The following is a 13273-nucleotide window of genomic DNA, read 5'->3' on the forward strand; positions in this document are numbered from 1 at the left end:
GGGACACGTTTGCGTGGCAATATCGCGATTTCCCTGGCGGCATCCGGGAACACGGCGAGGATGGGCCTCCTATTCGGCAACCTTTAGCGAAAGCTAATATACTGCCAGTTTAGCACTGCAGTTGGTTTTAATGTCAAGCAACAGACTCTTAACCGTCAAGGACAGCATCGAGTCGCGATTTCTGGTCGGCAAAGGTGCCATACAGCACGTTGCCGTCGATCACGGTGATCGCGCGCAACGCGCACGCCGTAGTGGGACTTGGCTTCCTCGGCCACACCTGGGGCCGTGACATCGCGTTCTTCATAGGCGATGCCGCGGGTCTGAAGATACTGCTTGACCGCCGCACAATCTGGACATCCAGGGCTGGTATACAGCAATACCTTTGCCATGCTTCAGCCCTGCACCTTGGCGTCGTATCCTTCTTCGTTGAGCGCGGCGATCAGTTCGTCAGCATGAACCTGACCATACACCACCGCCATACCCGATTCCAGGTCCACCTCTGCTTTGTCCACTCCCGGGATGCGCTCCAGGGCCGTGGTGACGGCGCGGACACAATGTTGGCAGGTCATTCCGGTAACTTCGAGCTTGATTTCACGCACCTTCGATCTCCTGAAAAAAGGTTGTTTGGAATAGCGCTCTCCCGCAGGAGAGCCATCACTTCCCCACCATCCTGGCCACACGATGCAGCTTTTCAGCTACTTCCCGTCCGACCTGCTCCACCCTGGGATCAGCAATCAGTCCGAGAACCGATTCGGGATCCATGAACACTACGCTGACACGGCCGTCTTCCTCCTCCCGAACCACCACGTTACAGGGCAGTAGGGCGCCGATGTCCGATACCGCTTGCAGAGCCTGATGGGCATAATGCGGATTGCAGGCACCAAGGATGATGTATGGCTTATGCTCCACCCCGAGCTTGGCTTTGAGCGTGGCTGCGACGTCAATGGTGGTCAGAACGCCGAAACCCTCGTGTTTGAGCGCTTCGGTTACAAGCTTGACGGTGGTGGGATAGTCGCTTGGGCTCGTGACGGAAAAGACGATTTGACTCATGGTAATTGCTCCTTTTCGTTGGGATGGATACTCAGGCGGCAGTGGGCTGCCAGGCGTGGAGATGCTTCAGGCGCAAGCTATTCCCCAGCACGAAAATTGACGATAGGCCCATAGCGACACCTGCCAGCATGGGGTTGAGATGGATGCCGAGCGGCGCGGCCACGCCGGCGGCGATCGGGATCAGCAGAATGTTGTAGAAGAACGCCCAGAACAGGTTGCCGTGGATGTTGCCCAGCGTCTTGCGCGCCGCCGTCAATGCGGTGACCACCTCGCCGAGCTGGCCACGGGTCAGGGTCACGTCGGCTGCTTCAATGGCGATGTCGGTGCCGCTGGCCAGCGCGATGCCCACATCAGCCTGCGCCAGCGCCGGGGCGTCGTTGATGCCGTCGCCGACGAAAGCCACGCGCCGCCCCGCCTGCTGCAGTTCGGTGACCACGCGCGCCTTATCCTGCGGCAGCACCTCGGCATGCACTTCCTCTATGCCCAGCCGGGCGGCCACCGCCTCGGCGGTGCGCCGTGCGTCGCCGGTGACCATGGCCACGCGCAGGCCATGACCGGCCAGCGCCTGCACCACCGCCCGCGCCTCCGGCTTGACACGGTCGGCGATGGCAAGCAGCCCCAGCGGCTGGTCATCGGCGGCCACGAACACCACGGTGCCGCCTTCGGCTTCCAGGGCCGCCGCGCGGTCCGCCAGCGCGGCGAGGTCCACGCCTTCGCGTTCCATGAAGCGCCGCGCGCCGACGATCACCGGCTGCCCCTCGACGCGCCCTTCGATGCCGTAGCCGGCCACCGCCTTGAAGTCTTCGACGCCGGGCAGTTCAAGCCCGCGTTCCCGGGCCGCCGCGACGATGGCCCGCGCCAGCGGATGTTCGGAGGCCGCCTCCAGCGCCGCGGCCAGGCGCAGCGCTTCCTCGGCCTGCGGTCCTTCCGCCGCCGTCAGCGCAGGCTTGCCTTCGGTCAGGGTGCCGGTCTTGTCGAACAGCACGGTATCCACATGCGAAAGCGTCTCCAGCGCCTCGCCCTTGCGGAACAGCACGCCGAGTTCGGCGGCGCGTCCGGTGCCGACCATGATCGCTGCCGGCGTCGCCAGCCCCATGGCGCAGGGGCAGGCCACCACCAGCACCGCCACCGCCGTCACCAGCGCGACGCTGATGTTCGCGCCCAGCCCCAGCCACACCGCGAAGGCGGTCACGGCGATGGCGATCACCGCCGGCGAGAAGATGCGCACCACGCGGTCGGCTACGCCCTGGATGGGCAGCTTGCCGGTCTGCGCGCTTTCCACCAGCCGCACGATCTGCGCCAGCACCGTGTCGCGGCCGACCGAGGTCGCCTCCACCACCAGCCGCCCGTCCACAGCCACGGTGGCGCCGACCACGCTGTCGCCCGCCTGCTTGAGCACCGGCAGCGGCTCGCCGCTGAGCATGGACTCGTCCACGTGGGCGCGGCCCTCGACCACTTTTCCATCCACCGGAATGCGCCCGCCGGGGCGCACCGCCACACGGTCGCCGACCCGAAGCTGGGCCGCCGGCACTTCCTTTTCTGTGCCGTCGTCCTGCAGCTTGCGCGCAGTCTTGGCCTGCAAGCCGACGAGCTTGCGGATGGCCGAGGAGGTTCGGCCCTTGGCTAGCTCTTCCAGGTATTTGCCGAACAGCACCGCCGCGATCACCACCGCCGCCGAGTCGAAGTACACATGCCGCGCCTCGGGCGGGAACAGGCCCGGCGCGATCAGCACCAGCGTGCTGTAGGCCCAGGCCGCACCGGTGCCAGTGGCGACCAGCGAATTCATGTCCGGCGACAGGTGCCGGTAGGCAATCCAGCCGGGGCGGAAGAAGCGCAGCCCCGGCCCAAACAGCACCACGCTGGAGAGCAGCCATTGCACCCAGTCCCAGAAATGTGGAAACGGGCTGGCCGCCGGCAGGGCATGATCGAAAGCGGGAATGAAGGTACCCCCCATGGACAGCACCAGCACGATCACGGCCAGCGCCGCAGCGATGGCGACGTCCCGCCCCATGGCGCGCAGCGAAGCGCGCCGCTGATCCGCCGTGTCAGCGCCGGCCTCACTCACCGGCTGCGCCGCGTAACCGGCCTCGGTCACCACCGCCGCCAGCGTTTCCGGATCGGTCATGGCGGGCAGATAGCGCACATGCGCCCGTTCGGTGGCGAGGTTCACGGAAGCCTCCAGTACGCCGGGCGCGCGCTTGAGGGCGCGCTCGACCCGGCCCACGCAGGAGGCGCAGGTCATACCTTCGATCGCAAGATCGATCTCGCGCGTCACCGGTGTGTAGCCGGTGTCGCGGATCGCCCCCAGGATCTTCCCGGTTTCGAGCAAGGCCGGGTCGAAGCGCAGTTCGGCTCGTTCGGTGGCCAGGTTCACCGTGGCCTCGGCCACGCCCGGCAGTTTTTGCAGGCCGCGCTCGACGCGCGCGCTACAGGAAGCACAGGTCATGCCGCCAACGTCAATTTGCAGTTCTTGCAATTTCGTAGATGAATTCATCAAACCTCCGAGTTTGCTGTTCTGCGCCAATTGCTGATGCTCGTGCGTAGCGAAACCCTCGACTCAGAAATGCGGATTTTTACCCGTGAAACACGTGATCTCAGCCTAAGCCTATGGTGCATTGTAATGTCAAGCGCAGCTGCGGTCGGCTGCCTCCGGGTTCGTTCTCGGGTAGTGTCCGGGATCCGCGACTGATCTCGAGCCGTTCAGCTTTTGCTGGGACGCACCAAGCTGGAGAGTACCGTCCGGCACTTGGGCATGGAGGTGGACGACGCCCTGGAGATCGCGGAACAAATGGAGGTGTAGACAGGACCATTCCTTGAGATAGTGCAATATATGCAGGACCATTCCTTGAGATAGTGCAATATATGCTCTACTCTAACCCTATGACGACCTATCCCCGGGTGGACGACTAGCGCGTGCGCATCAACGGTCGAGAGCCTCATGCATTGCCGCACGTCCACGTCCAATTTCGGGATGGGTCGAGGGTGTCCCTGGCCATCGAAACCGGGCAGTTACTCTCGGGCTTTGTGACACCCCATAAACGATTGGTACCTGTGCACGCCTGGGTAGAAGCGCGTCGGGAGACGTTGCTGGCGGAATATCGGAGGCTGAACCCATGAACCATGCACCGCAGATTCGCAAGGCCGAGATCACCGGGCCATTCCAGACTACCATCGAATGGTCCACCGGAGAGACCTTTGTGACGGATTTGCGCAGTACCATCGGTCCAAAACGGGAGGGAGACCCCTTTGTCGCCCTCCACGACCCGGCGATTTTCGCGCAGGCGCAGAGCGATGATTGGGGAGATGGACTGAGTTGGCCCGGCGGCCTGGACCTGGGAGCAGATCTCCTCTACAGCCTGGGACGTCAGCAGGCAGGCTTGCCCACGCGCGAGGACTTCGCCGCCTGGATGGAGCGCAACCAACTCAGCTTGAGTCTGGCCGCTCAGGCGATTGGCATGACCCGGCGCATGATTGCCTACTACAAAAGTGGCGCCCGACCCATACCGAAGACAGTTTGGCTGGCCTGCATCGGCTACGAATCCTTGCAGCACGAGGCCGCATGATCCAACGCGAAATGGGCGGTGATGCAGCGTAAGCAGTCGTTCGCGAGATCCATATTATCGACCCAGGAGTGCTCACATTATATCAGGAAGATAAATCAGAGTGTCCTTTATTTATTCGCTTTTAAACTACAGAAAGAGATTCCACAATATCCCCAATAGAAGCGCCAGGGTCATGACACAGCAGGCGTACAGAATGGCAACGCGGGTTCCCATTTCGCGATAAATTGGGCCGAGCGTGGCGATATTTGAGCCCACACCGGCAATGAGCAAAATCATGCCATTCCCAGGCCCCAATCCTTTTTGCAACAGCGCGTTGACCAGCGGTAACGACCCCAGGCTATCTGCATAAAGTAGCGTCGCGAAGCTCAGAGCCAGTACAGGAGTCAGCCAGTCACGGGCCTCCAGGGCACTGATCCACGCAGTGGGTAGCCAGGTCTTGACCGTAGCGCCAATCAATATTCCGGCAACAATCCAGGGTAAAAGCTCCCGTGCCAAAGCCCAGGCGTTAGTCCCGGCCATCTGTAGTTTTTTCCACGGGTGAGAGAAGTCGAAGAACTTTCCACTCCCAACAACATCCACGGTAGAACAACAGGCAGAACCACTTTTGACGGAACAAGACGTTGTCGTACAGACCGTTTCTGGCACCTCTGTTGCCAGCGATCGAGCGGTGCATCTGTCGGTAGACTGCCAATCGATGATCATCCCCGTGAGAAAGGCGATTAATACACCCGAGCCGGCGACAACCAATGCCATTTGCCAGCCCAGAAATATCCACAGGGCTACCAGCCCATACCAGTTGAACCAGGGCGTCGCAATTAAAAAGGCGCAGGCAGGCCCGGGTCGACTACCTCCACGCCAAAGTGCCAGCGCGGTAGGAATCGCAGTGCAACAACACAAGGGGGTAAAAAATCCAACCGTAGCGCCGATCGCGTTGGCGCGCCACAAAGAGTATCCCGATAAATACCTGGCCACCACCGTAGGTCTTGCCACAGCCTGCAAAAAACCTGCAAACAAGAATCCAAAAACCGCGACTTCTCCGAACTCTTTGGAATAATCGAGTACTGTACCCAACCAATCCATGCAGCCCCCTATCCTGCTTTCTGCTGCGCAATCCGGGCTTCTAGGAAGGCGTTTGTCATGCTGAGAAGTTGTTTTACTTTCTGAGGATCGGTGCGGTAGTAGACCATCTTTCCATCATTACGCATACGCAACCAGTCCCGGTCGTGTAATGCACGTAATTGATGAGAAGCTGCACTGATACTGAGGTTGAGCGCGTGCGCAATGTCACAGACGCAAAGCTCTTCGGACGCCAAAGCAAGCAGGATGCGCAGACGCGTTCGATTTCCCAGCACATCAAATATGCGCACAACCGCTTTGATATCGGATTCATCTTGTTCCAGACGCATGCGCGCGGCAGCGACTTTGCCGGGTTCAAAGCAGTTGACGAGACAACGCGGATCAGTATCTTCTATTCTCATTTGAACAAATATAGTAATGATCGGGTCACCTGTCAACAGGAGCGCACGCGCAGTTTCTCCCTTACTTACCGGCCGTCCGCGGGCCGCTTTGACGACTACCGATGATTCACGAACAAAGCCAAGCCGTCTTTGCTATCCCCGGGTGGGCAGAAGCGTGGTCTGGGCAGCAGCTTCCACGCGTGCGAAGTATGTGGTCAGTTCGGGTGGCAACTGGATGTCCTCCAGTAGGCGTAAGCCGGTCAAATCGCCGGTAATAAGCGTGTCGGCCACAGAAAACATGGGAGTATAGAAGCCGTGGACGGCGACGCGCGCGGCAACGTCCTGGAGATCGGCCTCCATTGCGGCATACCACTCTTTACGACGCTCCTGCAGCCCCTCCAGCGTATCTCCCAGCCAACTCTCCATACGGTTCCGGTAATAGGTCATTGCGCGGGGATCCTGTCCGAGACTCGCATATTGCGGCAATGTGGGTGCGATCAGGCGAAATAGCATGTCACTGATGCGTGCACGCCACGCCTGCACCCCTTCCCACTCCTTGTCGCTAATGGCTCCGCGGCAGAGCGGCGGTGTCTCAGGAAAACGGCGATCCAGTTCTGCGATGATCTCCAGAGATTCGCCCTGGCGACTTCCATCGGGGTACTCGACAACAGGCAGTCGATCAAAACCGCTAATCGATTGGAAGTGTTCTGGACCATAGAAGCGCGCTGGCTGCTCGTTAAAAACGATTCCCTTGTAACCCAGTGCCAAACGCACCCGCTGGCAGAAAGGGCAGAAGTCAAAATGAATGAGCGTCAGCATGAAAATCCTCCCAGATGGCAGCACGAAAGTGGAACCTATTGACAACTGCATGCGCTATCATCAATATGAGCAACTATACATGTGTGAGCGTGCTCATATCAAGGAGAATGTTATGCCGGAAGCGTCCTGCCCCGCTCGATTGCTCAGCCCGATTTTCAAAGTCCTGGCCGAACCAAACCGGCTGTCCATCCTTTGTGCGTTGGGGACGGAATGCCGACCAGTGACCGACATCATCCGTGCCACCAAGCAACCCCAGACCAATGTCTCCTTCCACTTGCGCATTCTGCGGGAAGCTGGACTGGTGCGCGCCGAACGGCGCGGGAGCTTCGTGTACTACTGCCTTCCCGACCCAGACTTGTTAGGGATTCTGGAGTCGTTGCAGGCTTGGATAGGGGCTCATACTCCGTTGCTCAGCCCCGATGAGGATGTTGACGGCAGTACTTCCCCATTAGACCGGAGGACAAGGTCATGTGGATGAATGGAGGGTGGGGCTGGATGCCATGGGGGTGGATCTTCCCGCTGATTTTTTTGGTGCTGATGGTGGTTTTTATGGTTTTCATGATGCGCGGTGGCATGGGAGGCGGTCCCATGTGCGGTGGTTCCCACAAAACGTCCGGATCCGCAGAAACGCCGCGAGAAACTCTGGACCGGCGCTATGCCCGGGGGGAGATCACTCGAGAAGAGTACCAGCAAATGCGCAAGGATCTGGAAGGGTAAGAAGGAAGATTACATGAACGTTGATAAGCAAGAGGCTTTATTCCCAGCGACAATCATGCCTGACCCAGACTGGTGGCAAGCGCTGTGGCCCGATCCCTTGAGGGTCGTTCAGGATCTTGGCGTGACAACAGGAATGTCGGTCTTGGACCTTTGCTGCGGCGATGGTTATTTCACTGCTGCCCTCGCCAAACAGGTGGAAAACGGTGAAGTCTTCGGTCTTGATCTCGACACGCAAATGCTTGCTGCCGCTGAATCGGCGTGCGCCGGGTTGAGGAACTGTTCTTTTTTGCAAGGCGACGCCATGGATCTGCATCAACTGCTCCCGAAGCCGGTAGATTATTGCCTCATGGCCAATACCTTTCACGGCGTGCCCGAGCAGACAGCGCTGGCCCGGGAGATCGCCCGCGTCCTCAAGCCCGGCGGGCTTTTTGCCGTCGTCAACTGGCATGCCCGCCCGCGGGAAGAAACTCCGGTCCTGGGACAGGCACGCGGACCGCGCACGGAACTGCGCATGACGCCGGAGCGGGTGCGAACTGTGGTAGAACCCGCTGGCTTCCAACAGGTAGACGTGATTACGTTGCCCCCCTATCACTACGGTAGCCTTTTTCGACTTCGTGGATAACGGAGAACCCGGAACTGCCCAGGAATTCTGTTGGCAGTGACAAATCTGAGTAATTTAGGAGAGTGGTCATGGAATCAGCAAAACCCGATGAACCGGAAAAAAGTGGCAACGAAAAAGGCGATTCTGCAAAGTCCGGGAGTGGAAACCCCATGGAGATGGGCATGGGAATGATGAAAAAAATGATGGGGCAAGGCGGTGGGGGTCCTATGGCGATGATGCAGAAGATGATGAACCAGCACGGGGAAGGCGCGGAAGGGGGCAATCCCATGCAACAAATGATGGGATCGTGCATGGCGATGTGTTCGGAAATGTTGGAAACCATGCAGCGCACCACCGCGCTCGCGGCCTATGCCCAGCCGGAGCTGTACCAACTTTTTGAAGAATGGCTCGCGGCCCGAGAGGATGAAGTTTTCCATCGGATTGAACAAGCCGGCAGCCAGGATCCAGACGCCCTGGCGGAGATGCTTTCCCTGAGTTCGGCAAGTGTGACGGTATTGCTAGCTCGCCTACAAAATCAGGGAAAGATTCATCTCAAAGCGGAGAGTATCAAGGCATCTTGATTTCCCAAGTGGACGTAGTGTGTCGGTTCAACCACTTGGTGGATATCCCGGGGAAATGGGTGCTGACTCTTGATATTTGCCCAAGCGCCTCTTGGCGAGGATATCCACCATCATGCTTTCTTTTCTGAAAAAAAGACGGTTTTGGATAGAGTTTGTTATCTGGATCGGGTTGCTGATTGGAGTCTATGCGTTTACGCAATGGCGAGGCAGCCCTATGGCGGCAAATATCCCCCATCAACTACCGAGTTTAGTCGTCCGAAGCCTGAGTGGTCGGCTTATTGACCTGCCAGCGGTACCGAAGAGGATGATCCTTATCAACTTCTGGGCCCCAGACTGTCCGGCTTGCTTGGCCGAGACCCCAGCGTTGGTGCAACTGCAGCAGTGGTTCGGCGGGAAGTCCTTTAGCATTATTGGAATTGGCGTAAATGGAAGTACAGCGAAAGCCGTACGTGCGAGGATGCGCGAGTTGGGCATCAACTATCCGGAGTATCTGGCCGCCGGCCAGGGTGTCAGCCAGGCGCTAGGCGGCGTTATCCTGACTCCGACCAGTATACTCGTCAATGGGAAGGGGCGAATTGTTGGACGCTATGTCGGGGCCATAGCGCTACCCGTGATTGTTTGGAAGTTGTTGTGGACATGGGTTTAGGAAGTATCCATCGAGCAACGTGCGCATATTCCTGATAGGGATGTCTGGCGCCACGGCGTTGTCGATTGCACCCTACCGTTCGCTGCCCTGCAGTCCTCACCGGGACAGCGCTCCATCTCTGTTTGGATATCGGCGGCCACCTATAGCACCACTGGCAGCATAGGGCGCGAGCTTGACAGGGCTGAAGATTTTACCTACCTTTTATTTGCATTATTTCTTAACTTCGGAATGCTGGAGGTGAACCATGTTCTTCAAACAACGCGCAAGCGCCGACGGTACCTTGTCCTACTTCTACGGGTGCGGAGGCAAGGGCTTCGCGGTAGCCGTGGATGTGGTAGCGGGCGACGAGGACTGGTTCCTCGAAGAGGCACAGAAGGCTGCAGTTGCCATTAGCTTCGTCATCGACACCCACATTCACGCCGATCACCTATCTGGCGGGCGGGCCCTGGCGGAACGGGTTGGCGCACCGTACTGCATGCACGAAAGCGATGTAGACTTGGTGCAGTTTGCGATTCGCGGCCTTCACGACGGCGAAGTCCTGGAAACCGGAAATGTCGTAACGCAAGTGCTCTACACCCCCGGTCATACCCTGGACAGCCTCTGTCTTCTGGTCAGCGATCGGCGAAGAAGTGCCGATCCCTGGTTTGCCCTAACCGGTGACACGCTCTTTGTTGGCGGAGTGGGACGCCCAGATCTGGGTGGAACGCCGGAGGAAATGGCGGGAAAACTCTTCGACAGCCTCCACCAAAAACTGCTCACCCTGCCCGATGACTTGGAGATTTTCCCAGGGCACGCGGCCGGGAGCGTCTGCGGTGCAGGCTTGTCCGGGAAGCCTTCTTCGACTCTGGGTTTTGAAAAACGTTGGGACCCTTACCTCACCATGGAGCGCGAGGCTTTCGTTCGTTCGCTTACCACGGACGTTCCCGAAAAGCCCGCCGATATGGCGCGCATGGTTGCCATCAATCTGGGGAAAGCAGCATGAAGAATGATACCGTTCGGTATGCGCTTTTTTCTGAGGTATTTTCTGCCCTTGCGCACCCCAAACGCCTGGAGATCATCCATTATCTGGGCGAGGGACAGAAAAATGCCGGTGAATTGGCAGAACTCATCAGCCTCTCCAAAGCCAACCTTTCCCAGCACCTGAGCGTGCTGAAAGCTCGGGGCTTGGTGCATTGCGAAAAGTGCGGGACCTTCTGTCACTATCGTCTGACCAGCCCCAAGGTTCTGGAAACGTGCGAGATCGTCCGCGATCTCATCCTGGACCAAATGCAGACCACTACCCAGCTTCAAGAGGCATTAGCGACGGTGGTGCCTCTACGCAAGGGCCATCAGGGATGAGCTCCGAGGAGACCACGACCTATACTCGAGGAATTGGCGTCAATCGAGGTCAGTTCCTCCTGCAAACGGTTCAGGTCTTTTTCGTAGGCTTGATCATCGGCATGGAGAGAAATGTCCTTCCTGCCATGAGCCACCGTTTTGGCGTAGATAGCCACGCCTTCCTTTTTCTCGCCTCCTTTGTGATTTCCTTTGGTCTAGTAAAAGGGGCTCTCAACTTTGTCGCCGGCGGGCTATCCGATCGAATCGGTCGCAGGCGGGTGTTATTCCTGGGCTGGTTGGCGGGGATTCCTATTCCGCTAATGATCTTTTTTGCTCCCAACTGGTGGTGGATCATCGGCGCCAATGTTTTTTTGGGGGTAAATCAGGCCTTCACCTGGACCATGACCGTCACGAGCCAAATCGATCTGGCCGATAACCACCAGCGCGGTCTGGCTGTTGGCATCAATGAGGCAGTGGGCTACATCGCGGTGGGTTTGGCGGGCCTCGCAACGGGCTATCTTGCCGTCGTCTACGGTCCCCGTTGGACACTGTTGGCTTTCGGACTCGTGGTCATTGCGCTTGCACTACTCCTACTATTGGGGATCCAGGATACTATCCATTGGGTTCGCGCAGAGCATGCACAGCGTCAGCCATCGGCAGAAACCACAAAGACGGCTTCTCAGGTCAGCACCTGGGCGACTTTCCTGCACGTTTCTTTTCGGGACGCCACCTATCGGGCCCTCTGCCAGGGGGGGGTCGCCAACAAGATTGCCGATACCCTGGTTTGGGTCCTCTTCCCGGTCTTTTTCCGGTTTCACGGCTTGAGCGTCGTGCAAATCGGCTGGATCACCGGTGTCTATGCGATGGTCTGGGGGCTCGGTCAATTTGGGACCGGACATCTCGCCGATCGCATCGGTCGCAGACCGCCCATCCTGGCAGGCTTCGCCCTGCTGGCTGCGGGGCTTGCAGGCACTGCGCTGGTCGGCCACTTCACCGCGTGGATTGCTACGGCCGCGGTCATGGGCCTGGGCATGGCCCTTCTCTATCCCAACCTGATCGCCGCCATGTCCGATGTGGCGCCCCCACTGGAGCGTGGACGCATCCTGGGCACCTATCGATACTGGCGAGATACGGGTTATGCCATTGGTGGCCTGGTGCTCGGCGTGGTCGCACAATGGAGCGACAAGATTCTTCCCGCCATCTGGTTCACCGCCGGCATCGTCGCGTTTTCTGGCTTGTGGATCGCGCTTTCCGTACAAGAAACCCACCCGCGAACCCACGCCGCTTCTACAGGAGTATCTGGATGACTACTGCTCTCATAATTTTGCATGCCGCTCCGGAACGGGCAAACCCCAGGGCCGACACCGCTGTCCGACTCGCTGGGGCCATGCTGGCTGACGGAAAGGACGTGCGCCTGTTTCTTGCGGGAGAGGGAGTTCTCTTGCTGAAAGGTACCGAGACTGCAGGGGATAGCACGCATGCCTTGCTGAACGAACTGCTGGAGTTGGGACTGAAGGTCCAGTGTTGCGGAAGCTCCTTGCAAGCCCAGGGGATCGACGCCCTCCCAAAGGGTGTCGCTAAGAGCTCCATGAAAGGCCTCTCGGCTTGGATCAGTGCCGTGGATGAGGTGGTCTGCTTTTGATGGGAACAAATGGTGCGCTCTCTTTGTCTCACGGTTTAGCAATTTCTGAATCTACTGATTACCCGGAGGAAAACGCATGGACTCAACCCCAGTGAACGGTGTGGACGTTGCGCAACTGATGGCAACCATTGATGCCGTGAAAGGAGACCCCGAACTTGCGAAGTTTGTCTTCCGCGCCCACACCGAATGGCAAACCGGGGCCCACGTGCGGACGCAGATTCAAGGATTCAGCGGGGTCAAACAGGAAGATTCGTCGCGTACACAACCCTTTGTGCTCGAAGGAGATGAGCCGCCTGTGCTGCTGGGAAGCAATCGGGGGCCCAACGCTGTGGAATTGTTGCTTGCGGGACTGACGGCTTGCCTTTCGGTGGGGATTTCCTACAACGCCGCCGCGCGTGGAATCACCATTGAGACAATGACCCTGGACGTCACGGGGGATATCGATCTGCAGGGGTTTTTGGGAATCTCGGAATCGGTGCGACCTGGGTGTCAGGAGATCCATATTGCCTGCCGGATCAAAAGCCCTGCATCGGACCAGGAAATCGCCGATCTCCTGGATCACGTGCAACAGACATCCCCCGTCACCGATATGGTGCGCTATCCCACTCCGGTGCAGGTGCGATTTATTCGGGATTCCTGACGATCCAGACGGAATCGTAGCCCTGGTTGGGACCGTAATGGTCGCGACGCGTTCTGGAAGATGGGTGACCTGAGGGCCTCGCACCCAATGGATAGTAAAACGCAGGAAAGAGGGTCCGTGGTAACCAGAGAAGGATCCAGCCTCTTCAGGAGGTGGTTCTTTCTGATTACCCAGATTTCCTGACCGGACATAGTTTCCCTGTTTCTTGAAAGATTGGGAGTGGAGAGGGTGGCAAAGTGC

Annotated in this window: 19 protein-coding genes; 12 read left to right on the forward strand and 7 right to left on the reverse strand. The window is 58.7% G+C overall.

All coding sequences use genetic code 11. From position 1 onward, the window contains the following. Positions 1-155: 155 nt before the first annotated feature. From ACAty_RS08460 to ACAty_RS08475, 4 genes are read right to left on the reverse strand one after another with little or no spacing between them, the layout of a single operon-like run. Entirely contained in the window at positions 156-389 is a 234-nt protein-coding gene (locus ACAty_RS08460) for a glutaredoxin family protein (protein WP_226047588.1), read from the reverse strand. Between the two features lie 3 nt (positions 390-392). Beyond that, positions 393-599, reverse strand: coding sequence for a CopZ family metallochaperone (locus tag ACAty_RS08465; RefSeq protein ID WP_004872719.1), 207 nt, complete (start codon positions 597-599; stop codon positions 393-395). Positions 600-654: 55 nt separating this feature from the next. Further along, positions 655-1050, reverse strand: a complete 396-nt coding sequence (locus ACAty_RS08470) for a DUF302 domain-containing protein (protein ID WP_004872720.1) — start codon at positions 1048-1050, stop codon at positions 655-657. Between the two features lie 31 nt (positions 1051-1081). Beyond that, a complete protein-coding gene (locus ACAty_RS08475; RefSeq protein ID WP_309221289.1) occupies positions 1082-3574 on the reverse strand; it encodes a heavy metal translocating P-type ATPase in 2493 nt (830 codons plus the stop codon). Positions 3575-3963: 389 nt separating this feature from the next. Here ACAty_RS08475 and ACAty_RS15365 point away from each other — a divergent pair, with 389 nt between their 5' ends. Together ACAty_RS15365 and ACAty_RS08485 are read left to right on the forward strand one after the other, a co-directional pair. Next, complete coding sequence (locus ACAty_RS15365) at positions 3964-4167, forward strand: DUF4160 domain-containing protein (RefSeq protein WP_272945165.1); 204 nt, start codon at positions 3964-3966, stop codon at positions 4165-4167. Next, positions 4164-4613: a DUF2442 domain-containing protein gene (locus ACAty_RS08485; RefSeq protein ID WP_004872723.1), complete on the forward strand. Its 450-nt coding sequence runs from the start codon at positions 4164-4166 to the stop codon at positions 4611-4613. The genes ACAty_RS15365 and ACAty_RS08485 overlap by 4 nt, the downstream gene beginning before the upstream one ends. A gap of 126 nt (positions 4614-4739) precedes the next feature. On the opposite strand, the gene ACAty_RS15370 is transcribed toward ACAty_RS08485, so the two are convergent. The 3 genes from ACAty_RS15370 to ACAty_RS08500 form a co-directional block, all read right to left on the reverse strand. Next, positions 4740-5693 (reverse strand): permease, encoded by a 954-nt coding sequence (locus ACAty_RS15370; RefSeq protein ID WP_082179256.1) that lies wholly within the window; start codon positions 5691-5693, stop codon positions 4740-4742. 8 nt (positions 5694-5701) lie between these two features. Further along, on the reverse strand, positions 5702-6127 hold the full coding sequence (locus ACAty_RS15375) for an ArsR/SmtB family transcription factor (protein ID WP_226824494.1): 426 nt from the start codon (positions 6125-6127) through the stop codon (positions 5702-5704). Positions 6128-6223: 96 nt separating this feature from the next. Further along, positions 6224-6889, reverse strand: a complete 666-nt coding sequence (locus tag ACAty_RS08500) for a glutathione S-transferase (RefSeq protein WP_004872729.1) — start codon at positions 6887-6889, stop codon at positions 6224-6226. On the opposite strand from ACAty_RS08500, the gene ACAty_RS08505 reads away from it, so the two are divergent. The 10 genes from ACAty_RS08505 (at position 6876) to ACAty_RS16460 (ending at position 13033) form a co-directional block, all read left to right on the forward strand. After that, positions 6876-7367: an ArsR/SmtB family transcription factor gene (locus ACAty_RS08505; RefSeq protein ID WP_004872730.1), complete on the forward strand. Its 492-nt coding sequence runs from the start codon at positions 6876-6878 to the stop codon at positions 7365-7367. The genes ACAty_RS08500 and ACAty_RS08505 overlap by 14 nt on opposite strands. A 110-nt stretch (positions 7368-7477) precedes the next feature. Then, positions 7478-7606: an SHOCT domain-containing protein gene (locus tag ACAty_RS16450; protein WP_226824497.1), complete on the forward strand. Its 129-nt coding sequence runs from the start codon at positions 7478-7480 to the stop codon at positions 7604-7606. A gap of 133 nt (positions 7607-7739) precedes the next feature. Next, positions 7740-8228 carry a class I SAM-dependent methyltransferase gene (locus tag ACAty_RS08515; RefSeq protein WP_238323828.1) on the forward strand — a complete coding sequence of 163 codons (489 nt, stop codon included), beginning with the start codon at positions 7740-7742 and terminating at the stop codon, positions 8226-8228. Between the two features lie 68 nt (positions 8229-8296). Then, positions 8297-8788, forward strand: a complete 492-nt coding sequence (locus ACAty_RS16455) for a cyclic nucleotide-binding domain-containing protein (protein WP_038471987.1) — start codon at positions 8297-8299, stop codon at positions 8786-8788. 112 nt (positions 8789-8900) lie between these two features. Beyond that, complete coding sequence (locus ACAty_RS08525; RefSeq protein ID WP_038471990.1) at positions 8901-9434, forward strand: TlpA family protein disulfide reductase; 534 nt, start codon at positions 8901-8903, stop codon at positions 9432-9434. Positions 9435-9678: 244 nt separating this feature from the next. After that, the gene (locus tag ACAty_RS08530) at positions 9679-10416 is read left to right on the forward strand and encodes an MBL fold metallo-hydrolase (protein WP_004872737.1); all 738 of its coding nucleotides are present in this window, start codon (positions 9679-9681) and stop codon (positions 10414-10416) included. Continuing rightward, the gene (locus ACAty_RS08535; protein ID WP_004872738.1) at positions 10413-10772 is read left to right on the forward strand and encodes an ArsR/SmtB family transcription factor; all 360 of its coding nucleotides are present in this window, start codon (positions 10413-10415) and stop codon (positions 10770-10772) included. The genes ACAty_RS08530 and ACAty_RS08535 overlap by 4 nt, the downstream gene beginning before the upstream one ends. Then, on the forward strand, positions 10769-12058 hold the full coding sequence (locus ACAty_RS08540) for an MFS transporter (protein WP_004872739.1): 1290 nt from the start codon (positions 10769-10771) through the stop codon (positions 12056-12058). Before ACAty_RS08535 ends, ACAty_RS08540 begins: the two co-directional genes overlap by 4 nt. Further along, on the forward strand, positions 12055-12393 hold the full coding sequence (locus ACAty_RS08545; RefSeq protein WP_004872740.1) for a DsrE family protein: 339 nt from the start codon (positions 12055-12057) through the stop codon (positions 12391-12393). Before ACAty_RS08540 ends, ACAty_RS08545 begins: the two co-directional genes overlap by 4 nt. A gap of 76 nt (positions 12394-12469) precedes the next feature. Further along, positions 12470-13033: an OsmC family protein gene (locus tag ACAty_RS16460; RefSeq protein ID WP_226824495.1), complete on the forward strand. Its 564-nt coding sequence runs from the start codon at positions 12470-12472 to the stop codon at positions 13031-13033. Positions 13034-13273: the final 240 nt, after the last annotated feature.

It is taken from the genome of Acidithiobacillus caldus ATCC 51756, assembly GCF_000175575.2.
GTDB lineage: Bacteria > Pseudomonadota > Gammaproteobacteria > Acidithiobacillales > Acidithiobacillaceae > Acidithiobacillus_A > Acidithiobacillus_A caldus.